The organism is Acetobacter sp. ESL1128 (assembly GCF_058505085.1).
Genome location: NZ_CP196369.1, coordinates 1,390,389 through 1,416,606 on the forward strand (window position 1 = coordinate 1,390,389; position 26,218 = coordinate 1,416,606).

General features: G+C 53.0%; 22 protein-coding genes and 2 tRNA genes. 14 read left to right on the plus strand and 10 right to left on the minus strand.

Annotated elements, in window-relative coordinates; genetic code table 11:
* The first annotated feature begins 7 nt into the window (after window positions 1-7).
* Window positions 8-1,042, plus strand: coding sequence for a sulfate ABC transporter substrate-binding protein (locus ACSYTG_RS06430; RefSeq protein WP_086646784.1), 1,035 nt, complete (start codon window positions 8-10; stop codon window positions 1,040-1,042).
* Window positions 1,043-1,089: 47 nt separating this feature from the next.
* On the opposite strand, the gene ACSYTG_RS06435 is transcribed toward ACSYTG_RS06430, so the two are convergent.
* The 4 genes from ACSYTG_RS06435 to ACSYTG_RS06450 all read right to left on the minus strand — a co-directional run bounded on the left by ACSYTG_RS06435 (window position 1,090) and on the right by ACSYTG_RS06450 (window position 5,603).
* Window positions 1,090-2,394 (minus strand): lactonase family protein, encoded by a 1,305-nt coding sequence (locus ACSYTG_RS06435; protein ID WP_489783917.1) that lies wholly within the window; start codon window positions 2,392-2,394, stop codon window positions 1,090-1,092.
* 72 nt (window positions 2,395-2,466) lie between these two features.
* A complete protein-coding gene (locus ACSYTG_RS06440; RefSeq protein ID WP_489783918.1) occupies window positions 2,467-3,051 on the minus strand; it encodes a peroxiredoxin in 585 nt (194 codons plus the stop codon).
* 66 nt (window positions 3,052-3,117) lie between these two features.
* Complete coding sequence (locus tag ACSYTG_RS06445; protein WP_489783919.1) at window positions 3,118-4,149, minus strand: alpha-E domain-containing protein; 1,032 nt, start codon at window positions 4,147-4,149, stop codon at window positions 3,118-3,120.
* A complete protein-coding gene (locus tag ACSYTG_RS06450; RefSeq protein WP_489783920.1) occupies window positions 4,131-5,603 on the minus strand; it encodes a circularly permuted type 2 ATP-grasp protein in 1,473 nt (490 codons plus the stop codon). Before ACSYTG_RS06450 ends, ACSYTG_RS06445 begins: the two co-directional genes overlap by 19 nt.
* A gap of 264 nt (window positions 5,604-5,867) precedes the next feature.
* Here ACSYTG_RS06450 and ACSYTG_RS06455 point away from each other — a divergent pair, with 264 nt between their 5' ends.
* Complete coding sequence (locus ACSYTG_RS06455; protein WP_489783921.1) at window positions 5,868-6,707, plus strand: transglutaminase family protein; 840 nt, start codon at window positions 5,868-5,870, stop codon at window positions 6,705-6,707.
* 55 nt (window positions 6,708-6,762) lie between these two features.
* Window positions 6,763-7,848, plus strand: coding sequence for a zinc-binding metallopeptidase family protein (locus tag ACSYTG_RS06460; protein WP_489783922.1), 1,086 nt, complete (start codon window positions 6,763-6,765; stop codon window positions 7,846-7,848).
* Here ACSYTG_RS06460 and ACSYTG_RS06465 read toward each other — a convergent pair.
* Window positions 7,840-9,531 (minus strand): ABC transporter substrate-binding protein, encoded by a 1,692-nt coding sequence (locus ACSYTG_RS06465; protein WP_489783923.1) that lies wholly within the window; start codon window positions 9,529-9,531, stop codon window positions 7,840-7,842. The two genes, ACSYTG_RS06460 and ACSYTG_RS06465, sit on opposite strands and share 9 nt — an antisense overlap.
* A 285-nt stretch (window positions 9,532-9,816) precedes the next feature.
* Between ACSYTG_RS06465 and ACSYTG_RS06470 the strand changes: the two genes are divergently transcribed.
* The 5 genes from ACSYTG_RS06470 to ACSYTG_RS06490 all read left to right on the plus strand — a co-directional run bounded on the left by ACSYTG_RS06470 (window position 9,817) and on the right by ACSYTG_RS06490 (window position 16,758).
* A complete protein-coding gene (locus ACSYTG_RS06470) occupies window positions 9,817-10,026 on the plus strand; it encodes a hypothetical protein (RefSeq protein ID WP_143296486.1) in 210 nt (69 codons plus the stop codon).
* Between the two features lie 239 nt (window positions 10,027-10,265).
* Window positions 10,266-11,744 carry an IMP dehydrogenase gene (gene guaB / locus ACSYTG_RS06475; protein ID WP_086646776.1) on the plus strand — a complete coding sequence of 493 codons (1,479 nt, stop codon included), beginning with the start codon at window positions 10,266-10,268 and terminating at the stop codon, window positions 11,742-11,744.
* A 9-nt stretch (window positions 11,745-11,753) separates the two neighbouring features.
* Entirely contained in the window at window positions 11,754-13,052 is a 1,299-nt protein-coding gene (locus tag ACSYTG_RS06480; RefSeq protein WP_095349896.1) for an RsmB/NOP family class I SAM-dependent RNA methyltransferase, read from the plus strand.
* A 131-nt stretch (window positions 13,053-13,183) separates the two neighbouring features.
* Complete coding sequence (locus ACSYTG_RS06485) at window positions 13,184-15,001, plus strand: cation:proton antiporter (RefSeq protein WP_489784155.1); 1,818 nt, start codon at window positions 13,184-13,186, stop codon at window positions 14,999-15,001.
* Window positions 15,002-15,654: 653 nt separating this feature from the next.
* Window positions 15,655-16,758, plus strand: coding sequence for an asparaginase (locus tag ACSYTG_RS06490; RefSeq protein ID WP_489784156.1), 1,104 nt, complete (start codon window positions 15,655-15,657; stop codon window positions 16,756-16,758).
* A 70-nt stretch (window positions 16,759-16,828) separates the two neighbouring features.
* Here ACSYTG_RS06490 and ACSYTG_RS06495 read toward each other — a convergent pair whose 3' ends face one another.
* On the minus strand, window positions 16,829-17,350 hold the full coding sequence (locus ACSYTG_RS06495) for a L,D-transpeptidase family protein (RefSeq protein ID WP_489784157.1): 522 nt from the start codon (window positions 17,348-17,350) through the stop codon (window positions 16,829-16,831).
* Between the two features lie 145 nt (window positions 17,351-17,495).
* Between ACSYTG_RS06495 and ACSYTG_RS06500 the strand changes: the two genes are divergently transcribed.
* The gene (locus ACSYTG_RS06500) at window positions 17,496-18,203 is read left to right on the plus strand and encodes a response regulator transcription factor (protein WP_086646772.1); all 708 of its coding nucleotides are present in this window, start codon (window positions 17,496-17,498) and stop codon (window positions 18,201-18,203) included.
* Window positions 18,204-18,284: 81 nt separating this feature from the next.
* On the opposite strand, the gene ACSYTG_RS06505 is transcribed toward ACSYTG_RS06500, so the two are convergent.
* Window positions 18,285-19,019: a YoaK family protein gene (locus ACSYTG_RS06505; protein WP_086646771.1), complete on the minus strand. Its 735-nt coding sequence runs from the start codon at window positions 19,017-19,019 to the stop codon at window positions 18,285-18,287.
* Between the two features lie 122 nt (window positions 19,020-19,141).
* Here ACSYTG_RS06505 and ACSYTG_RS06510 point away from each other — a divergent pair.
* Window positions 19,142-19,216: transfer RNA gene (locus ACSYTG_RS06510), tRNA-Val, on the plus strand.
* A gap of 230 nt (window positions 19,217-19,446) precedes the next feature.
* Here the strand turns inward: ACSYTG_RS06510 and ACSYTG_RS06515 are convergent.
* Window positions 19,447-20,133: an energy transducer TonB gene (locus ACSYTG_RS06515; RefSeq protein WP_489784158.1), complete on the minus strand. Its 687-nt coding sequence runs from the start codon at window positions 20,131-20,133 to the stop codon at window positions 19,447-19,449.
* Window positions 20,134-20,705: 572 nt separating this feature from the next.
* Between ACSYTG_RS06515 and ACSYTG_RS06520 the strand changes: the two genes are divergently transcribed.
* The 4 genes from ACSYTG_RS06520 (at window position 20,706) to ACSYTG_RS06535 (ending at window position 25,634) form a co-directional block, all read left to right on the plus strand.
* Window positions 20,706-20,782: transfer RNA gene (locus ACSYTG_RS06520), tRNA-Ile, on the plus strand.
* A 313-nt stretch (window positions 20,783-21,095) separates the two neighbouring features.
* Window positions 21,096-23,552, plus strand: coding sequence for a membrane-bound PQQ-dependent dehydrogenase, glucose/quinate/shikimate family (locus ACSYTG_RS06525; protein WP_489784159.1), 2,457 nt, complete (start codon window positions 21,096-21,098; stop codon window positions 23,550-23,552).
* A 69-nt stretch (window positions 23,553-23,621) separates the two neighbouring features.
* A complete protein-coding gene (locus tag ACSYTG_RS06530; protein WP_415421017.1) occupies window positions 23,622-24,512 on the plus strand; it encodes a transporter in 891 nt (296 codons plus the stop codon).
* 153 nt (window positions 24,513-24,665) lie between these two features.
* The gene (locus tag ACSYTG_RS06535) at window positions 24,666-25,634 is read left to right on the plus strand and encodes a helix-turn-helix domain-containing protein (RefSeq protein WP_086646858.1); all 969 of its coding nucleotides are present in this window, start codon (window positions 24,666-24,668) and stop codon (window positions 25,632-25,634) included.
* Window positions 25,635-25,647: 13 nt separating this feature from the next.
* On the opposite strand, the gene ACSYTG_RS06540 is transcribed toward ACSYTG_RS06535, so the two are convergent.
* Both ACSYTG_RS06540 and ACSYTG_RS06545 read right to left on the minus strand, forming a co-directional pair.
* Window positions 25,648-25,878, minus strand: a complete 231-nt coding sequence (locus tag ACSYTG_RS06540) for a Dabb family protein (RefSeq protein ID WP_489784168.1) — start codon at window positions 25,876-25,878, stop codon at window positions 25,648-25,650.
* On the minus strand, window positions 25,812-26,168 hold the full coding sequence (locus ACSYTG_RS06545; protein WP_489784160.1) for a hypothetical protein: 357 nt from the start codon (window positions 26,166-26,168) through the stop codon (window positions 25,812-25,814). Before ACSYTG_RS06545 ends, ACSYTG_RS06540 begins: the two co-directional genes overlap by 67 nt.
* Window positions 26,169-26,218: the final 50 nt, after the last annotated feature.

The window sequence follows — 26,218 nt, forward strand, 5'->3', positions numbered from 1 at the left end:
CAGGCTTATGAAACAGGAAAACTTTTTTAACGTTCGCCGTGCCGTTCTCAAAGTAACGGCGGTATTGGGTGTTTCTTTTCTGGCAGGTTTGCAGGCGACCGCAAGCTATGCGGAATCATACCACCTGCTGAATGTTTCCTACGATCCAACGCGTGAGCTTTATGCCGATGTGAATAAAGCTTTTTCTGCCCAGTGGCATAAAAACCACCCGGAAGACACAGTCAGTGTCAAATCGGCGCATGGCGGCTCCGGGGCACAGGCACGCTCCGTGCTGGAAGGCGCGCCGGCAGATGTGGTAACACTTGGCTTGGCCTATGACATTGATCTACTGGCACAGCACGGCCTGATTGCAGCTGACTGGCAAAGCAGGCTGCCGCACAATGCGACCCCTTACACCAGCACCATTGTGTTTCTGGTCCGCAAAGGTAACCCCAAAAACATTCATGACTGGCCGGATCTGATCCGGGATGGCGTGCAGGTTATTACGCCTAACCCCAAAACATCTGGTGGTGCACGCTGGAACTATCTGGCCGCATGGGGTTGGGCGTTGCACCAGAAGGACGGCACCCCGGAAACAGCCAAGGCTTACCTGAAAAACCTGTTCAAACACGTGCCCGTGCTTGATACAGGTGCACGCGGTGCCACAAACAGCTTTGTGCAGCGTAATCTGGGCGATGTCCTGCTTGCATGGGAAGACGAGGCACTGCTGGCCACGCGTGATATTGGGCCTGATCAGTTTGAGATTGTTGTGCCGTCGCAGACCATTCTTGCGGAACCGCCTGCATCTCTGGTTGATAAAAACGTCAAGGCGCATGGAACGGAAGCTGTTGCCAAAGCGTATCTGGACTTCCTGTTTACGCCTGAAGGGCAGAAAATTGGTGCCAAACACTATTTCCGCCCTGTTGACCCGGCCATTCTGGAAGAAAACAAGGCACTCTTCCCCAAAGTGGATACGTTTGATGTGAAGAGCCTTGGTGGCTGGACTAAGCTGCAGAAAGAACATTTTTCTGACGGCGGCGTGTTTGACAGCCTTTATAAGTAAAGTAGAAAAACGCGTTGCACATGAATGTGCAACGCGTTTTTTAATAACTAGACAGAATCAATTACAGTAAATGCAAAAGATGTTGGTGTGCCAATTGGCACAAAGTGCCATGTAAAATCGAGCACGCCGGTTTCTGTATTGACGCGCAGGGATGTAATACAATCGCTCCGCTGATTGGCAACGAACACAAACTTCCCAGACGGATCAAAACTTAAAGCCCGCCCGTAATCAGCGTGTACCCAAACCTCATCAAACAGGGTGATAGAGCCATCTTCATGCACTCTAAAGCAGGCAATGGCATTACCTAACCTGTTGGTAACGTAGAGAAATTTCCCCGTTGGATGCAAAATGATTTCAGCGGCAAGGGTGCTTCCCCTAAATTGCGCAGTTACCGTGGAGGCTGTCTGCTTGACCTGCATGGCACCTGTCTGGGTATCATAATCGGCAACAACTACGCGGGAATCCTGTTCCCCCAGAATATAGATAACCTTCCCGTCATGGCTGAAGCAGAAATGACGAGGCGCCGAACCCGGCTCCATGCTCAACCATGGTTTTTCTGCCGGTTTTAGGGTGCCGCTTTCCATATCAAACAGCCACACGTAAACCCTGTCCAGCCCTGCATCACAGGCCAGAACAAACTTACCATTCACATCGGCTTGAATCATATGCACATGCGAGCCGGAGTGATCACTCACCGCATAATTGCCGGGCGGGTTATCTGCTGCCCGTTCTGGCATTTTAGGCCCAGTATTGTGGATAAGGTCGGTTAACAAACCCAAGCTACCATCCGGTTGAATACGCATGACAGCAGCACTCCCGCCGGTATAATTGGCAATAAACAGATATTTGCCTGATGGGTGCACACTTAAATGCGCGGGGTCTGCTCCGCCACTACTCATAACATTTAACTTGGTAAGCACCCCGGTACGGCGATCTACCTGAAAAGCCGTGACTGACCCGGTATGTCCACCTTCAAAATCACTGATTTCATTAACCGTGTACAGGCTGTTCTGGTCGGGTGATAATACCAGAAAAGAAGGATTGTCCGCAGGTGTTACGTGGCCCAGTTGGGTTAGAATACCGCTCTCCGGGTTCATTTCAAACAAGGTTATGCCCGTTGCATTACTCTCTGGTGGGCCAGAACGCGTGTAACCGCCAACATAACATAAAATCCGCGGACCAGTTTTTTTTGCAGCTTTTTCCGGGCTGGCTTTGGGTAATGCTGCTTTGGGAATAGGGGCAGGGGGAGGAGCATTCTCCCCAAAGGCTTTTCCAAAATGGGAGGAAAGACCTAACCCCATGATAGAAAATCCAAAAATCCTGCGGCCCATCATATTATGTTTATTGTTCATAGCCCTATTATCATGAGCTATGCTGGGATGATCAAATAAATTTTAAACTCTGATATTGCGGAACTGTCCCGTTTATTTCTGTCTTTTGCCTGCATGCCATTTTTTCAGGGCATCAAGAGTTTCCACAACATGCTGTTCCGGGTTGTTGCTGGTAAAGCTCAGCAGAATAGTGCCATCTGGCGCAATCACATAAGATGTGCGCTGTGAGAGCAAAGTCTGGTGCTCCGTATTAACGGAGTGGTACAAAATGGCGGTCAAAGCCCCCGGGTCGGCCAGAACTGCAAATTTATCCCGGCACTCTACCTTGGAAAACTCAGCAACCCGGTCAGTATTCCCCGCCGTTATACCAACAAGCGTGGCCCCGGCGGCGTGGAACTGCTCTGCGGCTTCGGCAAAGTCATGTGCTTCCTGCGTGCAGCCTGTCGTAAACGCTGCGGGAAAAAAATAGAGAACAACAGGCCCTTGTGCGAGGGCCGACTTGAGCGAAAATGTAAAAGGCTTGCCAGCCAGAGCCCCTTGCAGGGTAAAGTCGGGAGCACTTGCTCCCTGAGATAACGCCGCATGAGCCGTTCCAGAGCCCAGACATGCGCCAGCCGCGACAGAAACCGTGACCAAAAAGCCGGATACGGCGTTTAAAAACATTGTCTTTTTGATCACTCTAACCACCCCATATATTTGCACTCCCGCAGGGGAGAGCTTTAAACTATGCCTGCAAGCTTACACCTAGTTCTGCTCTTGTTCAGCCATTTTTCCAAGAGTGGCTTCCTGCGGTATAATTACAGGCCAGAATGTTGCGGCTATGGCGTTTTGTAAATCCATGAGCTGGGTTTGTATCCAGCTCATATAATCATGCAAACCGCGGATAATAATTTCCTCTGCAGTTTGGTCCTGCAGGCTGGCCCGGAGTTCGGCCACACATTCCAGTAAAGGAGAGCAGAACTGGCGTAGATTGTCATGCGTCGCCAGAAGCGTAAGCGTTTCATCAATCTGGCGCAGGTTGGTGCTTAGTGAACGCGGGAAACCATCATTTTTGAGCAGGAAGCCAACAATATTGGCCGGTGTCAGGGTTACCGGACGTAACCGCCGAAAAGCATGGTACGCAGCTGCCGAGCGTAATACGGATGTCCACTGCGTCAGATCAATATCGGACCCCGGCGCTTCGGACTGCGGCAGCAGCATATGATAGCGGATGTCTATCAGCCGGGTAATCTGATCGCTCCGCTCCAGAGCTTTGCCCAGCCGGTAGAACAGCCACGCCTGATCTCGGTACAATGTGCCTTCTGCAATGCCAAAATGGGTTTGGCAGTCCTGCCTTACGCGGGTGCAGAGTTCGGCCAGATTATGCTCTGCCATATCTCCGTTTTTGAGATTAAGCAGGTTCCGCGAAAAGACATTGAGTTGCGTCCAAAGCTCGATTGAAACAAGCGGCCGGACAGCACGCGCATTTTCCCGCACTTGCTGCGCGAGCGAAACCAGTGATGAAGGGTTGCGGGTTTCCGTTACATAAAACGGTACAATTTCCGTGTGTTGTGTCGTGTTATGTATCTGCTGGAACAGGCTTTCATCCGAGTTAATGGCCAGAATGGAATCCCAGGCCGTCTGCCCTTCGGCATTACGAACAAAGGTTTCCGTAACTTCCAGCAAACGCGCCAGATTTTCCATGCGCTCCATGTAGCGTGCCAGCCACATCATGCATTCCGCATAGCGCGATAGAAGGGGAGTGGGGGAAAAAATTATCATGATGCCATGACCCATGTATCTTTTGAACCACCCCCTTGGGATGAGTTGACAACCAGCGAGCCTTTGCGCAGGGCAACGCGGGACAAGCCGCCAGGTAGCACCCAGACAGAACGGCCCGTAACGGCAAAGGGTCTCAGGTCAACATGGCGGGCTTCTACCGTATCCCCGCAAAGGGTTGGCGTAACTGACAGGCCAATGGTTGGCTGGCTTATGTAATTGCCCGGATTGTGGCGTAATTTTTGGCTGAAGTCGTCCAGTTCCGCCTGCGTTGCCTGCGGGCCAATCAGCAGCCCGTAACCGCCTGATTCCCCAACGGGTTTGACAACAAGCTTATCAAGATTTGCCAAGGTGTATGCCAGCCCCTCCGGTTCTGCGCAGATATGTGTTTCCACACTTTCCAGAATAGGGTCTTCATCCAGATAATAACGGATAATACGGGGCATATAGGCATAAACGGCTTTGTCATCCGCAACGCCTGTGCCCAGCGCATTGGCCAGTGTGACATTGCCGCGCCTGTAAGCCTCGACCAGACCGGGCACTCCCAGCAAGCTGTCAGGATTAAAGGCAAGTGGGTCAAGAAATTCATCATTGAGGCGACGGTATATGGAGTGGACAGGCCTTGGCCCCATAACGGTACGCATGAAAACCTTGTGGTTCTCCACAAACAGGTCGCGGCCTTCGACCAGAGGAGCCCCCATTTCGCGCGACAGGAACACGTGCTCGAAGTAAGCAGAATTATAAATGCCGGGGGAGAGCAGAACAACCTGTGGGTCGTCCACACCTTCGGGGGAGACCTCACACAAGGCATTATGCAGGCGCGGGCCGTATTCCTCCACCGAGCGTATGGGCAGGCCTGATGCCAGATCTGGCATGAGCCTGAGCATCATGTGGCGATTTTCTATGACGTAGGATACGCCAGAAGGTGTGCGTGCGTTATCTTCGAGAACCAGAAAGCGGCCCTGCTGGTCACGGATAAGGTCTGTTCCATTGATATGGACATAAACCCCACCGGGCACGTCCAAACCAACCATAGCCTGACAGTAATTGGCATTTTGCAGCACAAGTTCGGCTGGAACCACGCCATCCTTCAGGATATGCTGTTCATGATAAATATCATGTAAAAACAGGTTGATGGCCTGAATACGCTGTTGAACCCCGCGTTCAATATGTTGCCATTCTTCTGCTGTAATAATCCGTGGAATGGCATCAAAAGGCAAAATGCGGTCAATGGCTTCCCGGTCCGTGTAAACGGTAAAGGTAATGCCCATTCTGTAAAGCTGTGCTTCGGCAGAGGCTGTTCTGTTCTGGAGTTCTTGTATCTGCAAAGCAGACAGACGCTTTTTTACGCAATCTATAATGGGTGGAGCAGGGGACTTGCGGTTCATTAACTCGCAAAAAAAATCAGGAGTGGCGTAGTTGTCCAGCAGTCCGCGTGTTAGGGGAGGGGCAAGGTGTAGGGCGTTCGTCATAAAAGCCTCCCTTCTGGCATTCGGGACTGAAGAAAAGCTGGTCCTGCCTGCCAAAACGTTTCGAATACGCATTAACGGAGCAGGATTTCCGGCATTTGCCAAGCACAAAATACGTGCTCACATTTTGTTTGCACAAACCCGCATGGGTCCCTTGCATGCCTTGCACGGAATGATATGATTTCGCGCTGAATTATTGTTCTGATACCAAACAGATATCCGCCGCCCACGGCATTGGGCTGCAACACGAGCAGGGCCGTATTTCTGATGAGTTCACAGGTAACGCTTTTGCACCGGACCTGCTACCGTTACGACCGCCCCGTATCCTTGGGAACCCAGACAATACGACTACGCCCCATGGAAGCCTGCCGCACGCCCATTGAGGCATATGGCCTGCATATTCAGCCAGAAGGTTTTAACCTGAAATGGGAGCGTGATTCGTGCGGGAATGATGTGGCCTGTGTTGGTTTTCCCGATCGCCTGACACATTTTGATATTGAGGTGTCTCTGGTTGCAGACATGACCACTTTTGACCCGCTCCTGCAAACCTTAGCCCCCGATGACCATACCGACCTGCCGCAGGAGGAGCATGCAATTCCACCTGAATGTGGGGAAGAGGTAAGGGATTTTCTCTCCCGCTACCCGGTTGGCGCAGGGGGAGATGTGCTGGAGGATATGATGGCTATAAACCGTGGTATTGCCCGCACAGTCGGCTACCAGCACAGGCTGGAACCCGGTGTATGGTCCCCGGAGGAAACTCTACACCGCCGTGCGGGTTCCTGCCGCGACAGTGCATGGCTTTTTGTCAATATAGCCCGGCATCTGGGGCATGCTGCGCGGTTTGTCTCGGGCTATCTTATCCAAAGTGTGAACACGGCAGACGGAGAGGAAGTGCTGACCGGGGAGTTGCACGCATGGGCACAGATTTTTATTCCCCAGCGTGGGTGGCTGGGGTTTGATACCACTTCTGGCCTGCTGGCTGGGCAAGGGCATATCCCCCTTGCTGTTGCTGCCAGCCCGGAAAATGCCGCCCCTGTTTCCGGCCTGCTGGACAGGTGCGAGGCAACCTTTAATGTCTGCATGAAGGTCGAACGTCTGTTTAACTGATAAGCAGGCATCAAAAATCATATTTTGAGCCACTGGGTGTAAAGAAAGGTGCTGGATGAAGCGTTTTACATGCCAGTCCTGTGGACAGCCGGTTTTTTTTGAAAATACCCGTTGCAACCAGTGCCATGCTCCCTTGGGTTATATGCCCGAAGCAGCCAACCTTGCCGCCTTGGCGGCTAAAGCCGGTGGACTTTACTACCCGATAGGGCAGAACGAAGAGCCACGCGCTTTTTGTGCCAACCATGCGTATGATGTGTGTAACTGGCTGGCTCCAGCGTTGCAGCCTAAAGGCACGTTCTGCTTTGCCTGCCAGTTTAACCGGGTTATTCCCAACCTGAATATTCCGGGCAATACGGAACGCTGGCGCAAGCTGGAGTTTGCCAAACATCGCCTTGTTTATACAATTCTCCGACTTAGACTTCCTGTTAAAAACCGTCAGCAAGACCCGCAGGAAGGGCTGGTGTTCGATTTTCTGGACGATCCACCCCAAGGCTGGCCACCAATCATGACAGGCCATAATAATGGCGTTATTACCATAGCAACCAAAGAGGCTGATGATGCCTACAGAGAGCATATGCGTGTGGAAATGGGAGAGTATTACCGAACTCTTCTAGGGCATTTCCGGCATGAAATTGGCCATTACTACTGGAATGTCCTTATCCGTGACGGTGGCCGTCTGGAGCAGTGCAGGGCCATGTTTGGGGATGACCGGGCAGATTACCAAAGCGCATTGCAAAAACATTACGCCAGTGCAGCACCGGACAACTGGCGTGAGCACTATGTCAGCCACTATGCCATGTCCCATCCTTGGGAGGATTTTGCCGAAACATGGGCGCATTATTTTCATATAGTGTCCACGCTGGAAACGGCCTTGTCTTATGACATGACCATAGGCCCGATGGTTGATGGCAAGCCTGTTCTCACGCACAGGAACGACCCTTACCTGCACATGCCGTTTGATGACATCATAGAGGCCTGGCTGCCGTTGACATATGCCGTCAACAGCTTGAACAGGTCCATGGGACTGGCCGATTTTTACCCTTTTGTGCTCACGGCGGGTGTGCGTGCAAAGCTACGTTTTATTCATGATGTTGTGCGTGAGGTACAGCAGATGGCAGACCAGCCATCCAGCTTATTGTAGCTGGATCTGCGAAAAAAGAATTTCGTCATTCAAAGTAATAATGACATTTTTGGCGCGGCGGGAAAGCAGAAGTACCCTCTGGGTTTGTGAGAGGGGCACAAAAGGGGCCTGAGCCATAATCTCCCGGTCAACTTCGGACCATGCGTGGTTGCTCGCCTCCCGGTCGGTTAAAGTCAGCATCGCGGCCTCCTGCATTTTCCGGTCAATCTTGGGATCGCAAAACCCTGAATAATTGGGGGAGTTGTCAGAGTTGGGGTGGAAGGTTTCGCAGGAAAACAGGGTTTGCAAAAAGCTGGAGGCCGAAGGGTAATCGGCATTCCAGCCGGCTAGAGCAATCTGAAAATGGTTTTGTGTATTCTGGATGTAAGTAAACGCTATGGCAGGGCTTATGGTGCGAACCGTTGCCTTGAAGCCGAGCATATCCAGCGTATTACGAATATCGTCCGCCGTGGCGCTGCCATGCTGTTCGGATGGAACAATAATGGTCACTTTCTGCCCCGCCATGCCGCTTTCCTTTACGAGCTGGCGGGCAACATCCATATCCGGCTTAACCCAGTTTTGTGCGGGATGTGCTGGGGAGGCGCCTTGGGTATAAAAACAGAACGGCTCATACCCCGGCGTGCCATCCGGCAAAATCTGGCACAGGGGGGACGCCACGGCCGGGCCGCCCCGGTAAATAATCATGGCATGCCGGTTCACTGCGTAATTCAAGGCCTGCCGAACCTTGAGTGATGTAAACGGCGGTTCATGCACGTTGAGCATGGCAAAGTATGACAGAAGCGGAGCGTAAAGATGCACCTGACTGGCGTAACGGCTCCCGACTTCTCCTAACCTGTCCAGCGGAACATTTTCGTACATCCAGTCCGCCTGCTCATTTTCCACGGCGGTAACGGCCGCTTCTCCGTCCAGACCAAAGGAAACCAGAACCGCATCCGGGTAGGCGGCTGGTTGTGCCTGATGCGACCATTCGTGAAAAAAAGGATTACGCTCCAAACGTAACTGAGTAGTCGGGTCATACTCCGCAATACGGTAGGGGCCTGTTCCGGGTATGGGGGTGTTGCCCATGTCATGCACTGGGGTGTCTGCGGGCAGAATGGCGGCGTGCATCCATGCCAGCCGGTCCAGAAACTCCGGGTCTGGCGTCTCTAAATGGAAGACTATCTGCCGCGTGTGGGCGTCTGTTTCCACACCACCGGCCAATGTGCATGTGGTGGGGTTTTGCAGACAGGCACGAGCACCAACAATGGCCCCGTAATATGGCCCAGCCGTTGGGCTCCCCACCTTGAAAAGACGGCGGAAAGACGCTGCCACATCGTCCACCGTAACGGGTTTGCCGTTGGAAAAATATAACCCGTCCCGCAGGGTCAGGCGGTAGGTGCGTCCATCATCCTCGGGGGTTGGTACAGCCTCCACCAGATTGGCAATGACCGGATGCGCACCGGGACCGGAAAGCTTGGGGTAGGTCAACAGTGTGTCATACACTGGTGTTTCAAGCACTTTGGTCAGGGCAATGTAAGATATTTGCGGGTCGAGTGTGCCTGCATCACTTTGTGCGAGAATATGCAGCGTGCCGCCCTTATGTGCATCTGGCTGCCTATTTGTGGCCCATACGGGAGGCGTGGCGCAGGCCAGCAGGCCAAAAGCCATCAGGTGGGAGAGCAAAAAAGGCATCCGTTTGGTCATGCCCAAAGTATGGCGTGCTTTGCTGTCCGGTTCAAATTGGAAATGGGCGGGGTATTTCTAGTACCCTATTGCCCTACGCTGCCCTGGGCGGCTTGAAACTGACCAAGTTACCGCGTGAGAGACAATGCCTTTCAGGGGCAATTTCGTTATGTTTTTTCTCATTTGCGTGCAGGGTGTCCAGTGCTGCAAATCAGAGTGCATGTTTTTTTGACCTTTCACAAAACAGTCATGCCTCAACTGTTTTTTTTGCGTGTAGTGTCAAGTTACACCAGAGGGGAGGCGAACATGCATATTCATCAGGTTGTGCAGGCAACGCAGGCAAAAACCTCGGATCGTTGGCGTGAGGCTGTTCGTGAACGCTGGCGCGTTACGTTGCTGAGCGCATGGGAGCGGGATGCTCTGGTGGAAGACGGCACGGCAAGAGCCTGCTCTCCGCAGGTGGTGTTTTTGCGCCAGAAGCCCCGCATGCTCCGTAATAGCGCAGCCTGTAAGTAATTTTCCGCTTCTGTTCGTATATCAGGCCACATCCAGCAGGTTCGCGCTTGCTGGGTGTGGCCTGTGCATATTGCGTTTAAAAGATGCTTTTTTAAAAAACATGGTGAATAATGGCCTTGAGCGCTTGCGTTTACCCGGCCAAAGTCATAAGAGGAAGCGCCAAAGGTCGGGTGACCTGCGGCAGTGATTTGCTACAGGGTAAACCCGCCACGTTGTAATTCAGCAAGGGTGCCCGCTGCATGACTTCCTCTCCATACAGCCGTGTTACTGAAGCTCTGGCGTTTGACGATGTTCTTGTCGTCCCGGCTGCTTCCGATGTCGTGCCAGGTCAGACCATGGTGCGTACGCATCTGACGCGCTCCATCGAACTTAACATTCCTCTTATTTCTTCCGCCATGGACACTGTAACGGAAGAGCGTATGGCCATTGCCATGGCGCAGCAGGGTGGCCTTGGCGTTATTCACAAAAACCTCAAGCCCGAAGAGCAGGCCGAGCATGTGCGCCGGGTCAAGCGGTTTGAATCCGGCATGGTGGTCAATCCGGTTACGGTTGGTCCGGACCAGACACTGGCAGAAGTGCGCGAGATCATGCACCGGCATGGCATTAGCGGCCTGCCAGTTGTGCAGCCCGGCACCCAGAAGCTGGTTGGCATTCTGACCAACCGTGATGCCCGCTTTGCGGTTGACCCCAACCAGCGTGTTTCCGAACTCATGACCAAGGACCGTCTGGTTACGGTCAAGAATGGTGTTGACCCGGATACGGCCCGCCAGCTTTTGCACAAACACCGGATTGAAAAGCTGCTGGTTGTGGACGATGCCGACCGTTGCGTCGGGATTATTACCGTCAAGGATATGGACAAGGCGGTAGCCCACCCTCTGGCAATCAAGGATAGCATGGGGCGCCTGCGCTGTGCCGCAGCAACCGGCGTGGGGGAAGACGGCTTTAGCCGCGCCAAACTGCTGATTGATGCCGGTGTGGATGTTCTGGTGGTCGATACCGCCCACGGCCACTCCGCCGGCGTGCTGGCCGCGGTCGAGCGCCTGAAAGCGCTGGATGACGATATTCAGGTTATTGCCGGCAACGTTGCAACGCCAGAAGCTGCGCGTGCACTGGTTACGGCTGGGGCAGATTGCGTTAAAATTGGCATTGGACCGGGTTCCATCTGCACCACGCGCATTGTAGCTGGTGTGGGTGTGCCGCAGTTTTCCGCCATTTTGGAAACATCTCTGGCCTGTAAGGAAATGGACGTTCCCTGCATTGCCGATGGTGGTATCCGCACATCGGGCGACATCGTAAAGGCCATTGGCGCCGGAGCCGACGTGGTTATGATCGGCTCGCTGCTGGCTGGCACGGAAGAAGCACCGGGCGAGGTTTTCCTGTATCAGGGGCGTTCCTACAAATCCTACCGGGGCATGGGCAGCCTTGGCGCCATGGCGCGCGGCTCGGCAGACCGTTACTTCCAGCAGGAAGTCAAAGACACGCTCAAGCTTGTCCCGGAAGGGATTGAAGGCCGCGTACCCTATAAAGGCAGCATGTCTGCCGTTATTCACCAGCTGGTTGGCGGGTTGAAGGCTGGCATGGGCTACACCGGCTCGCGCGAAATCAGTGATCTGCAGGTCCGCGCCAAGTTCCGCCGCATTACCGGTGCCGGTCTGCGTGAAAGCCATGTGCATGACGTGTCCATCACGCGTGAAGCCCCCAACTATCGTCAGGACTGATCTGCCTTTATGACACCTACAGCCAGACTTGCCGCCAGCATTGACCTGCTTGCGGCTATGGAGGCGGCACCACGCAAACCAGCGGATGCCGTTGCCAACAGCTTTTTCAGGGAAAGACGCTATATTGGCGGCGGTGACCGGCGTGCCATTTCCGGCCTGGTGTGGGACATCATGCGCAACTGGCGCAAGCTGGGTTGGTGGCTTGAGCAAAGCGGGGGCACTGCCAGCCCCCGCATGCTGGCTGGGGCCCAGTTGGTGTTTGATCGCACCCCTATGGAAAAGCTTGCATCCATTTACGGCGGCGGTCGCTTTGCCGCGGGCGCACTAAGCGAGTCTGAACAGGCGGTGCTGAACGCCCTGATCGGCAAGGAGCTTGAGTGCGCGGATATGCCACGGGCTGTACGGCTTGAAGTGCCAGACTGGCTACTCCCCAAGCTGGAAGAAACCTTTGGGGCGGACCTTGAGGCAGAAATCAAGGCCATGGCAGAACCTGCCTCTCTGGACCTGCGCATTAACATGCTGCGCACAACCCGCACGGAAGCCATGCACGCGCTTGCGCGCGAAGGGCTGCATGCGGAAGAAACAAAGCTGTCTCCCTGGGGGCTGCGGCTGGAAGGCCGCCAGCCTGTAACCGCCAGCAAGCCGTTCCGTGATGGTCTGGTAGAAATTCAGGATGAAGGCAGCCAGCTTGTTGCCGCCATGGCGGGTGTTGATCCCGGCATGCGTGTTCTGGATTACTGCGCGGGTGCCGGTGGCAAAACATTGGCCCTTGCCATGATGATGGAAAACAAGGGCCATATTGTTGCATGTGATGTTTCTGTCGTGCGGCTGGAAGGTGCTGTTAAAAGACTGCGCCGCGCAGGGGTGCATAATGTGGAGCGCCACCTGCTGACCGAAGGGGATAAGTGGGCCAAAAGGCGCGCTGCCTCGTTTGATCGAGTTCTGGTCGATGCCCCTTGCAGCGGCACGGGAACATGGCGCCGTAACCCGGATGCACGCTTCCGTACCACGCAGGTCGATCTGGAAGAACTGCTGGTCAAGCAGGCCGCTATTATGGACCGGGCAGCAGCACTGGTTAAACCCGGTGGCCGCATGATTTATGCAACCTGCTCTCTCCTCAAGGCCGAAAATGCGGGACAGGTAGAGCAGTTTGTCGCCCGTAATCCGGAGTTCCGTCTTGTTGCGTCTGGCTCTCCCGCACTCCCGGAGCGCTTGCGTGAAATGACCATGATCAGCCTGACCCCGGCACGGGACGAAACTGACGGATTTTTTGCCGCAGTTCTGGAACGGCAGTTACAGAACGACTGATTGTTTTTTACACAAAACTATTATCTGGCTGCTTTTGCGGTCTATCTTGTGAGTTTGATGTATAACTTTCATGCCTTTATGCTTTAAGCACAAAAGAGCATGGATCACATCTGACCCCGAGATAGACCCGCATGACCGATAGTGTAATTATTTTCGTCTTTTTTGTGTTGGGCGGCAGTATGCTCGCACAATGGACGGCATGGCGCTTCCGGCTGCCCGCTATTGTATTGCTGTTCTCACTCGGCTTGCTTTACGGGCCTGTCCTGCAGGTTATGCACCCGTCAGAAATGATTGGCTCGGCTTTTCATCCCCTTGTGTCACTTGCCGTGGCCCTGATTGTTTTTGAAGGTGGTCTGGCACTTGATTTCCGGCAACTCAAAGAAGCCGGGGAAGGGGTTCTGCGACTGACGCTGGTGGCTTTACCCATTAACTTTCTGCTGGGCAGTCTGGCTGCGCATTATATTGGTGGCATGGGGTGGGGCCCCGCATTCCTGTTTGGTTCGATTGTTGTGGTAACGGGGCCCACCGTGGTGCTGCCTTTGCTGCGGCATGCCAAACTTAAACCCCGGATAGCCGCATTTTTACGCTGGGAGGCCATTCTAAACGACCCGGTGGGAGCCATTCTGGCAACATTGGTGCTCGAAGTGCTGCTCATGCGCCCCGATGAAGGGTCGGGCACTGTGTTCATGGCCATTGTCCCACATATGCTTGCCAGTGCTGCCTTAATGATCGGGTTAGGCATTGGAGCAGCATGGTGCGTAAAATGGATTTGTGTGCGGGATATGCTGCCCGACATCATGAAGATGCCGTTGTTCATTACCTTAGCGCTCATGCTCTATGTGGTCGGGACGTTAAGCATGGATGGGGCAGGGCTCATGGCCTCTACCGTGTTTGGTATGGGGCTGGCCAACCTGCGTATTCCGGGAATGAGCGAACTCCAGCGCATGAAGGAAGCGCTGGTTGTTCTTATTGTTTCCGTACTGTTCGTACTTTTAGCCGCAGACCTGCAACGCCACGAACTGACCAGCCTTTCGTGGTCTATTGGTGGGTTAACACTGGCTGTTCTGTTTCTGGTCCGCCCGCTGGGAATCTGGCTGGCAACCATCGGCACCAGCCTGAGCTGGGCTGAGCGGTTTTTTGTTGGCTGGATTGCCCCGCGCGGCATTGTTGCCGCCGCCGTGGCCGGTATTGCCGGTGTTCGGTTGCAGGATGCCGGTTACCCCGGTGCGGGGCTGGTTATGCCCGCAGTGTTCGCCATTATTGCCTCTACCATGATCCTGCATGGCTTTTCGCTTATCCCGCTCGGGCGCAAACTGCACCTGACTCTCTCCAACCAGCCTGCGCTGGCCATTGTGGGGGCCAGTGAGTGGTCCACACAACTGGCGCAGGTTGTGCATGAAGTCGGCACCCCGGTGCTTTTGGTGGACAGCTCGGCAAGAGATCTTGCCCCCGCCCAAAAAGCAGGCGTTCCCGTGTTATGCGCCGAGGTTCTCTCGGAGGAAGGGGCTGAAAGTCTGGAGGAACGTCCGGCAGACTACCTGATTACAGCTACACCCGATGCAATTTATAACGGGCTGGTCTGCGCGCATTTAGCCCCCCATTTTGGCCACCAGCGCGTGTATCAGGTCAGCCCCGGCATTGCCCGTCTGGACCAATACCGGGGCCTCAGCCGCGAGGCGAGGGGGAAGGTCCTTGGGCAACCGGGATGGAACTTTACCTTGCTGGAAACCCTGGTTGCACAGGGTTGGCGCTTTGTGGCCAAAAACATTACGGAAGAGAACAAAGAACGGCTTTTAAAGGAAAATAGCGATTTCCTGATTTTTCTGATGATCCAGAAAGGTGCTGCCATCACCGTTGTCTCTCTGGAAGATGATGCCTCTCCACCCTTCTGGGTAGGGCTGGTGGCTATTGGCCTTATGCCTCCTCCTAAGCAGGATGTGGCCGCCTGAACGCAGGTGTTTGAACCGAATGGTGCGGTGCAATTCACAGGTTAATTAGCAGCGTATGAAGCTGTGAGTGACATATTTTTATTGCCCGAGAGGCTATGATCGATAGAGATACTCATCACCACAGGAGCATTTTAATGCTCAATAGAAATTATGTATGCCCGATTTGTGGATATGCGAAGCTGAGTGAGCCAGCTTATGATAAGCATAATTGTGCTTCGTACGATATCTGCCCGTGTTGTGGAAATCAGTTTGGATATAGTGACGCTGGGTTTTCTCACGAAAAGCTAAGAAGGGAGTGGATCGAGGCTGGATGTTTATGGTCTTCGCAAGTAGTGGCGCCACCTCATAATTGGGCCCCTCTTCAACAGCTAGAAGACGCGGGACTCATCAGGAATGATAGAGTTTGAAAGCCTGAAACTCGTAGCAGCAGGGCTTCTGGCGCATATCTTTTGTCAACGTAACTTAAACAACCAAAGCAATCTCACAAGTGCGGTTGCGACCCAATTGGTTGGTGTGTGTGTCCAAATATTGCTTTATAATAGACGAGGCTAGGCAAAGAGTAATCTTCTGCCAACCAGCCTATTTATTTTAAATGGGTGAGGCAGGGGCGCCTGAGTAGCCTGTTATCCCTCTTTGCTGGAAAGACTGATTTTATGGTTTCTGTGCGTGTCCTGTCTCTTCTCGGTACAATTCTGAGCGCAGTGAATATCCAATCCGCTTTTGCTCATACAGCAGGGGGAGAGGCTTCCACAGCTACAGTGCGTAAGCAGGACGCCTTGCCGCGTGTGTTGGTTCTGGCAACCGGGGGTACAATATCTGGAAAAATCAATACACGCTCTGCCATTGGTTATGATGCAGGTGCAGTGACTGGCGAGCAATTGATTGCAGGCGTGCCGGGCGTGGAAAAACTCGCCCAATTACAGGTTGAGCAGATTTCCAACATTGCCTCCCAGAATATGAATAGCCAAGTATGGTTCAAACTTGCAGAGCGGATCCGGAAGGCATTTGCAAACAATGAAGCAGATGCCATTGTGATTACACATGGAACCGATACAATGGAGGAAACGGCATTCTTCCTGGATAACGTGATCGGAGATTCCCGCCCGGTTATTTTAACTGGCGCCATGCGGCCCAGCACGGCCATCAGTGCGGATGGTCCTGCCAACATGTATGAAGCCGTGAAGGTCGCGGCAGATCCGCAGGCCCGTGGGCGTGGTGTTCTGGTTGTTTTAAATGATGTAATCCAGTCTGCGCGTGGCGTGAGCAAAATGCACACCACAGAGCTACAAACATTCCATTCTCCAAATCTTGGTCCGACTGGTTATGTTGACCCGGCATCTGTGCGTTTTATTACCGCCGCCCAACCACGCCAGCCTCTTGCTCTTCCGGCAGATCACACCCTCGCGCAGGTACAAATTGTGTATGCCCACGCGGATATGGATGCACAGCAGATTGATGATGCGGTCAAGGATGGCGCGCGTGGTATCGTCATTGCCGGGATGGGAGACGGAAATGTTTCTGATACCGCTTTGGCCGGCATTGAGCGGGCAAGAAAAGCCGGCGTCATTGTCGTGCGTTCCACGCGCGTCGGTAGTGGCATGACGAACCGGAACGTGGAAGTTGATGATGACCGATATGGTCTGATCGCTTCTATGGACCTCAATCCACAAAAAGCACGAATCCTCCTTCAGCTTCTACTTGCTAACGGAAAAACAAAACCTGAAGATATTCAGCTAGCTTTTCAGGCAGGGTTATAAGTCGATAAACTCAAGCAGAAGAGTTTAAAGGCCTGAATAAAAAGTGGTTTGATTGATTTTCCGCAGAGCTCTACGGGTATGGGCAATTATGAATGGCAATTGCCGTGGCCCCGGATTGTAAAACAGTGCGCAGGTCCTGCTCTGTCAGGGCAATGCATCCTTCCGTTGGTGCGCGGTCGGGACGTTGCAGGTGCATGAAAATGGCAGAGCCTTTTCCGGGTAGGGCAGGGGTATCATTGTAGCCTATAACAACCACAAGGTTGTATAGGTCATCCTCTCTCCACAAATCTTCATGCCGGGCCGCGTTGGGCAGTGTAATGTACTGGTTATACACCTCGGACGTGGGATCATCACACCATCCATCGTCAGGTTTTAGCGCTTCCATGGGTAAAACAGAGTGGGGACGGGTAGTTCGGTCGGCACGATAATACACTTTTCTGAGAGTGAACTGGCCCACCGGAGTGGTCATATCTCCCTCATGCTTATGAGGAGTAACGCCGTTTTTGCCGATCACCGCATCCATTATTATGTGCCCGCAATGCAGTTTTGCGTAGCTGCGGCTGTCAGGCATGGGCCACACGTGTATTATCATTCCAATATCTTGCCTCTGTTCATGGCCTGCCATGCGGTTCACGTATCATGTCGCTGCTTACGTTGCGTGAAGATTCGTGGCACGATAGCAAAAGAATAGGTCAGGCAGCCACTTATAGAAGGCTGACACAAGGAGATGGAACCACATGACGGGTGCACGCCCCATTTTGGTTGTTGACGACGATCAGGTTATCCGCCGCGCTTTGACGGAACAGCTACAGGTTGATGGTGAGTTTCTGGTTCAGGAAGCCGCCACGCTGGCAGAAGCACGCGAGAAAATGAAAGGCCCGGATGCCCGGTGTGATGCCATCTTGCTTGATGTCTCATTACCGGACGGCGATGGCAGAGATTTCTGTGCTGAGCTGCGCAAAGAAGGGCTGCGCATGCCGGTGATCATGCTGACCGGCTCGGATGATGAGGCCGACATCGTGCGTGGTCTGGATGCCGGTGCCAACGATTACGTTGCAAAACCCTTCCGGATTGCCGAGCTTCTGGCCCGACTGCGCGCGCAACTGCGCCTGTTTGAAAACAGCGAAGATGCCGTTTTCTCGATCGGTCCGTACACTTTCCGTCCGTCTGCCAAGCTGCTGCTGGAACCGGTTAAAAACCGCCGTATCCGGCTGACGGAAAAAGAAACTGCCATTCTGAAATTCCTTTACCGCGCAGGCACACGCCCGGTTCCACGGCAGGTGTTGCTGAACGAGGTATGGGGTTACAACGCGGCGGTTACCACGCATACGCTGGAAACCCATATTTATCGCCTGCGGCAGAAAATCGAGCCCGATCCGGCCCATGCATCCCTGCTGGTAACCGAAGGCGGTGGCTACCGCCTGAACCCGGAAGTGCTGGCTTAAAATCCCAACCTTTGCCCATCTGGTCGGCTGTATATACGAGAGAAGCCAACCAGATGGGCAGAGCAAGGCTCTGCCAGTGGGTTATGTCTGTCTTTTTGCAAAGCTGGTGAGCGAATTCGCGACCATACCGGGCAAAGCGCACGATGCCAGCAGAGCCGCAGTGACAAACAAAAAATATGTGGGCCAGACGTGATAAACAAAGGCCCCGACAACGCCTCCACCAACAAAGCAGCAGATAATCTGCAAATGCAGTCGTAACCTTTGGGTAATGGTATAGCGGTGTTCTGGCCCGATCTTGTGCCGCCAAGCATCCAGCCAGTCGGCAATTTCCATTCCCAGATCCGTCAGCATGCCGGTAATGTGCGTTGTCCGCACAACTGAGCCTGAAATGCGGGTAACGGTTGCGTTCTGCAAACCCATGAGAAAACAGAGCGTTAACGCAGGAATAAAGCTGTGTGGGCCAAACAGCATAAAAGCGCTGGCCAGCCCCAGTAAGGCGAGCATGACGGCTTCCAGCAGAATACTAAAGGCATAAGCCGCATGCCAGTGCCGCCTGCGCCCACGGTTGACCAAAAATGTGCACACGATGGCCCCCAGAACAAAGCTCCCGCTCAGTTCCATGGCACGAAAGCCATCAAGGAGCTTTCCATCCTGCAAATTCAGAGCCATTGCAGAAGCGTTGCCCGTCATGTTGGCACAGTAATATCCAAAATCCATAAAACCAGCGACATTTATGGCTCCGGCAATCATGGCCAGAGAACTGCCTAACCGCCGGTTGGTGACAAAATTCCGTTTTTCCTGCTCCTGAAAGAGCATGGTTTCTCCTTATTCATTCCCGCAGTGAAGACCGGTTGCAAAATATTTGATTTTTTTGACTTTAATGGCAAATCACCTCTTGCCAAACCCTTCGTGATAGATGTATCTAGCCCTCACAAACCGGGTGCGTAGCTCAGCGGTAGAGCATCGCCTTCACACGGCGGGGGTCACAGGTTCAATCCCTGTCGCACCCACCACGGTTTGCCCTAGTTTTCTGCGGGTTACAGAAAACAATCCACAAAATAATAAGTGCGCTATTGGTTTATATTGAACCATAGCAGTCCCTGGCACCTTGTTCGATCGACTTCGAATATTTTATTTTCCTTCCATTCTTTGCAGATGGGGGAGGGGATGAACAAAGCACTCCCTCTGCCAACAACACGCCTCTCTCTACAAAACAAGTTGGACCATAATAATTCTAATAATATTAGTTATGTACCAATATATATTTTATTGTTTCCGTAATTTTCTTCGCTTTTTTACTATGAGATAGATTTGGTACAGTTTTTCCCACAAACATACCCATTGCTGCATTGTCGAGAAGAATGCTACCGGATGATTTTGAAAAACGTACGGATTGAATTTTTCCCTGAGGACCAATCCAAATTTTCATTGTTGTATAGCCTTCAATGCCACTTCTGGCTGCTTCCATAGGATAATATATCTGCTCTGACATCCATAAGTCCAAAGGGGTTTGGGGTTGAGGTTTACTAATTATTGGTGTCGTTTTTTTGTGGTGATGCGTTGGCAATTGCGGATACTTGAGATTATAAAAATAATTCGAAACTATAGCTAAATATTCACAATAAATATCCTGAAATTTTCCATCTGCATTGACGTGTTTTATTTTTTCCAGATTATAAATAATAAGAAATTTTTTCCCCTTAACTTTTGTATGAACTGGACAGCGCGCATCTTTTTCGTCCACTCCGTCTGGTTCTTTGTGGGGCTGATTTACAATAGGGTGGTGGTGTGTTCGCTTATTAAACGCAGGACTATTCGTAACAAGTATTTGCATCTGCTGGCGTATAAACTCTGATGCATGCTGGGAGTGTTGGATGGACTGACATAATGTACCTGCTTCCAGAACTGCAGATAAATGCTCCGGACGCATAAGATCGGGATTCCAATAGGGAGAACAGGATGTTTCCGAAAAAATACAACAAAACAACGTCGCTTTTATAAACGTTTTATTTATAAATTTGCATTTCATATCATAACATTATTTGTTTTTATTATTAATTTTGAAAATAAAATTATTAGATTTTTTCATTAACACACAATATATATTCCTATTGATTTTAACCTTTCACATTATGAATATCTTTACTCACTCCTTGTGCCAGAAAATAATCCCCTGCGGCATGGGATGACGATATGTGAAATATGCATTCAATGCTCATATCCCACAACGCTGCGTCAGCAGGGTAGCACTTATCAGTTTGTGACATGGTATGCACTAAGCCCTAAGAAATAACACTTTAGCGGTCTAGAATACCCGTTTTGTCGCGCATAGCTGGCTCGCCATCTGGCGGGCCGGCTTGGGTTCCACATGTTAATAACAACGCGGAGACCGGATATAGCCTGAAAAATATGCCAGCATGTCTTTTCAGCTTACAAGATGATCTGTATGGCTAAGGCAGAAGGCATGCCCATGGTAATCCGGGGTAACGCCTACAATATCGTGCGCTGGTAGCTCAGTTGGTTAGAGCGGGCCGCTCATAACGGCTTGGTCGCGGGTTCAAGTCCTGCCCGGCGCACCATATTTTCATTCGGTTTTTGTATCAGGCACCATGCATCTATTTTCCGTTTTATCGGACAGGCGCTTAAAGCCCACATTCCGCCGGCATTGGACCGGTTCTTTCGCCTCAAAATACCTGTAGCTTGGCTAACCTGTCTCATATCTGAAACAGGTTAGGTTTTTTGCTACAAACATCTGTGAGCACGGCCATATCAACTGTGGCAATTTCTGGGTGCTTCCTGTTCATCAAACGAAATTGGCTGTGGACAGGGGCGGTGTAGCGGCCTGCCCTCCATGTTTCGGGCCGACTGAACACATTCAGAGAGAAACACAACATGCGAGAGAGTAATAAGGGGTTATTTTCAATTATAACCTCAGCCTTACTGGCTCTGATCGGGCTTTTCCTGTTTTTTGGTGGGGCAGAACTGCTCTTCCTGGGCGGATCCTGGTTCTATATTCTGGCTGGCGGCGTTATGCTGGCGGCAGCTTTCAGTGGTTTTAAAAACCCAAAGCTTGCCAGCCGCCTGTACGCAGCCCTGCTGCTGGTAGCAACGGTCTGGTCCCTTATTGAAGTTGGCTTCAATATCTGGGGGCTAGAAGTTCGGCTGTTTACGCTCATTGGCCTTGGGGCATGGCTCCTGCTGCCATGGGTCTGGCGTACAGGAGCAGATTGGCTGACCGACAAGCGTGAAGTGCTGGGGGCAGTTGCCGTTTCCACTCTTGTGGTTGTGGCTAGCTGCTTTGCCTCTTACTCCATTAACGGTACGGTACCGGCTGATCGCATGGCCGCGCAGGGGCAGGCTGATCTTGCTGCCAATGGTGTGGCAGATGCAGACTGGTCAGCTTATGGCCGCACGGTTGGGGGGGACCGCTACTCTCCCATCGGGCAGATCACTCCCGCCAATATCAGCCATCTCAAACGCGCATGGATGACCCGTACGGGCGACGTGCAGCAGGACGGTGAGGGCACCGTTGCCGGGCCGGATCAGGGGCATGAGTTCAATCTGGAGCTGACCCCGATCAAGGTAGGTGACACACTTTACATGTGCACCCCCCATAGTTGGGTGATGGCTGTGGATGCCCTGACAGGGAAGGTCAAATGGAAGTTTGACCCCAAGCCTGCAACGGCTGATCTGGACAAAAACGTGTATCTGGCCTGCCGTGGTGTTTCCTACTACCATGTCCCGGACGAAATTCAGACCAGCTGCCGCAACCGCATCTACTCCCCTGTGGCAGACGTGCGCATGGTTGCTGTAAATGCCGAAACCGGCCAGCCGTGTGATGACTTCGGCGACCATGGCTTTATCTCCCTGCGCGATTACCTTGGCCACGTGCCGCATGGTTTCCACTTTGTGACATCGCCCCCCATGGTGGCCAAAAACCGCCTGATTACCGGTGGCTGGATTTTTGATAACCAGGCCAATTTTGAACCTTCCGGTGCCATTCGCGCATTCAACGCCACTACAGGTGCCATTGAATGGGCATGGGACGTTGGCCACAACCCCGAAACATGGAAACCCGGCCCGAACGATGTGCTGACGCGTGACACCCCGAATGCTTGGGGCGTTTACACGGCTGACCTTGATCTGGGGCTGGTTTACATTCCTACCGGCAACTCTCCGCCAGACAACTGGGGTGGCTCGCGCCGTCCGTTTGACGATGCCTCTTCCAGCGCCACGGTTGCTCTGGATATTGAAACCGGTGAACGTCGCTGGATTTACCAGACCGTGCACCATGACCTGTGGGATATGGATATTCCTTCCGGCCCATCCATGGTGGACCTGCCCGGCCCGAATGGGGAAAGCATTCCCGCTCTGGTCCAGAGCACCAAGCGTGGCGAATTCTTTGTGCTTGACCGCCGTACGGGCCAGCCTGTTCCCGGTTATCCGGTTGCGGAAAAACCCGTACCCACGGCCGGGCATGTGGCAGATGACCGCGTATCGCCCACCCAGCCATACCCCACGGCCATGCCCTCCCTTACGCCGCCGGATCTGAAAGAATCTGACATGTGGGGCGCAACCCTGCTGGACCAGATGATCTGCCGCATTCAGTACCGTCAGTCTGCTTATGATGGGCAGTTTACGCCGCCGCATCTGGGCCAGACCACCATTGTCTATCCCGCGTTCTATGGCGTTGTGGACTGGCAGGGTATTACCATTGACCCGCAGCGCAAGCTTCTGCTGGCCAATGCAAGCTACCTGCCGTTCCGTATCCGTCTGGAAAAACGCCAGACGCTGGAAGGCCCCGGCACCCTGCCGAAATGGGACGGTAAAGGCGAAGAACCCGCTGCCAAAGGCGATGCACTATCTGTTTCGCCTGACTATGGCACGCCGTACATTGCCTACACCAACCCTTGGCTGAATCCGCTGCAGATCCCCTGCAAAGGGCCGGTTTGGGGCACGCTGACCGCGATTGACCTTGTCACCAAGAAGATCGTCTGGCAGCACCCGGTTGGCACCACGCGGGATACAGGGCCTTTCCGCACCCACAACAACCTGCCACTGCCTACAGGCATGTATAACATTGGCGGGAACATTGTGACCAAAGGCGGCGTGGTGTTCATGGGCGCCACAGCAGACGATTACCTGCGTGGTTTTGACCTCTCCACAGGTCAGGTCATCTGGCAGGACCGTCTGCCAGCAGGTGGTCAGGCAACCCCCATGTCTTATGAGGCAGGCGGCAAGCAGTACGTTGTGATTGCTGCAGGCGGCCACGGGGGCCTTGGTACCCGTAGCGGTGATTACATCATCGCCTACACGATCGATGGCGCACAGGGCACCAAAGCCCAGTAACGCGCCTTCCATGCGGGGCTCCTGATTTTTCTGGAGCCCCGTTTCTTTTTGAATACGGAAATCCTTCTGATGCGTCTGACAGAAAAGCCGGAGCGGCTGCGCTCTTTGCTTCGCCTCGTCATACCCGGTGTGGTTCTGGTTTATGCGTCTCCCGCTCACGCTGCGGATGTGACACTCGGCATTATTGGCCCGCACGAATATGATCTGCCGGTCGATTTCAAACCCTTTAACGTGCTAGTGCAGTATGGGGATGGAAACGCTGCGGGCAGCACATATAACAGCCTGGGCCAGCGGCAGGCCCGTGGGGGCAGCCATACATGGGCGGGCATGACCAAATATGTACATTTCCGCAGTTTTGAGGCCATTCCCCACGTAGGTTTTGCTTTTGAGCTGATCCAGTCCGAGAGTTATTCTCTGGCAAATGGCACGGATTATGGGGGGCTGGGGCCAACCATTGTAGGGCCGGCTGCGTGGTTCAAACCCAATGCACACAGTACCTTTGGCATACAGACCTTTATGCAGACGCCAGAAGGGACCCGTGATGCAACATCACCCCATTACTGGTCCAATATTTCCAGCTTTATATTTGACTATGAATGGGAACACTTCAGCTTCGATGGGGATGCCGGCACCGTTGTAGGTTCAACAAAACATGTAAAGGGTGCCCATAGTTATTCACCCGGCGTGGTGTTTTACTCCAATTTACGCTTCAGCTGGAAAGCAACTCAAAAACTGGAACCGTTTGTAGCGTTTGACTGGCAGAATGTAACCGGCACATACGACAATTCAGCCAAACGTTACCTTGATGATTCCAATAGCAGGGAAACAACATTGGGGCTGGGGTTGATGTACAACATTTCCAAGCATTTTTCGGTGACTGGCCGTTATTCGCACTCCCTCGAGGCGCGCAATACGCCCGAAACCAACGCGTATTATGTGAAGTTTGTCTACCTTTGGTAAAAGAAATGCATAAGCAACATCCCACTCTTTCACGTTGAGGTAAAATTTTCTTTAAATCTTGTTATAATGTGCAGTATCATGCCGACCGGGTTCAGGCCTCACATCTTTGTCGCGCACGCAAAGGATAGTACGGGTTAACTGGTGGAAGACTGCATGAATGGCAACCAGAGCAGGGCAAGAATAGCGGAAGACGATATTCTGCCACACCCGGTGCACGAGAGAACTCCAGCGACAAGTGATACCTGTATCCAGCAGTCATGGGAGCGATGTGCCTCCGCCTATAATCTGGACCCCTCACAGGGGTGGATAGCCGATGTGTTATCCGGGGCAGAATTCAGGCAGGTCAGTGGGCGTTCATCCCTCTTGCTAAAATCTGCCATGGGGGAGATGCGGCGGCTTTTTGAGCTGGTGCAGGGCATGGGTCTTATGGTGCTACTGGCGGACCCGGATGCAACCATTCTGGCCCGCTGCGTGGACGAAACCCATTTGTCAGTCTGCCGCAGGCTCCATTTGCGCAAAGGAGCCATTTGGCATGAATCCGCCGCAGGCACGAATGGTGTTGGTACATGTGTAAAGGAAAAATGTCCTATATTTCTGGGGCAGGGGGAACACTGGCGGTTCTGCTTTTCACTTCTGGCGAGCTATGCGGTTCCGGTTTTTGATGCTCAGGGGCATGTAGCGGGAGCCCTCAATCTGGCCGCCCCCAGTGGAAACAGCACCAGACCCTACGCCGCGCTGGTCATGGATACTCTGCTGCAGTCAGGCCGCCGCATAGAAGAACACCTTTTTCGTGAACATTATGCAGGCCAGAAAATCCTGACCCTTGGCCCAGCCGAAGGATGCTCCTCCCTTCTCGTCGCCCTGAATGGCGATGGAGATGTGACCGGAGCAACACATGCCGCCCGCCTGATGATGGGATGGACGGATGACATGATCAAAGACCACCCCAACCTGCTGACAGAGCTGGAATCAGGTTCCGAAATAAGCCTGCAAAAAGCGGAAGAAAGCGTTGTCAGGTCCGCACTGGCGGCCAGCCACGGCAATGTGGCCGCCACAGCCCGTAGTCTGGGTATTAGTCGGGCGACCCTTTACCGCAAAATGAAGGGGCTGCACATTCAGTAGCTCTGTGTAGTGTTCAGTGCTGCCCGCTTGCCTCTACGGGAAAGTCAAAAACAACGACTTTTTCCAGATACGGCGCGGCAAACGCTTTAAAGGCGTCATGCGCAGGATCAAAATAGCGCGGATCGGTTACGATTGGGCGCCCAACGTAAAAATTACGGTCTCCCTCGGATCGGAAGGTTACCAGATAAGCCTGTTCCAGGCCAATATCCGCATTTTCTCCACTGATCTGTGGCCCGGTTTCAATCGAGAGAACGGGCGCTGAGCCATCTGAGCGGGGGAAAGGTGCCGCAGTGCAATGAAGCGTTTTGTAACCTCATTGCGCTCGGCCTGTGTTGTATGTGGGTTAAAGCGGAACATAACCATATGCCGCACTAAACCGGGCTTGAAGTCCGGCGCAGTAAATCGGGCTGCGCCGGTTATATGCGCTTCATTACGGATTTGCTGTGCCGCTTTGCTTAACTCTGGCGCGGCCAGAACTGGCCGTGCCGACATACCGAATGCCGCCAAAGACGCAAAGCTGGCACTCAGCGCCAAGCGCGCTATTCTGCTTTTTAATCTCGTGCGGCACACAGTCATCATAAATT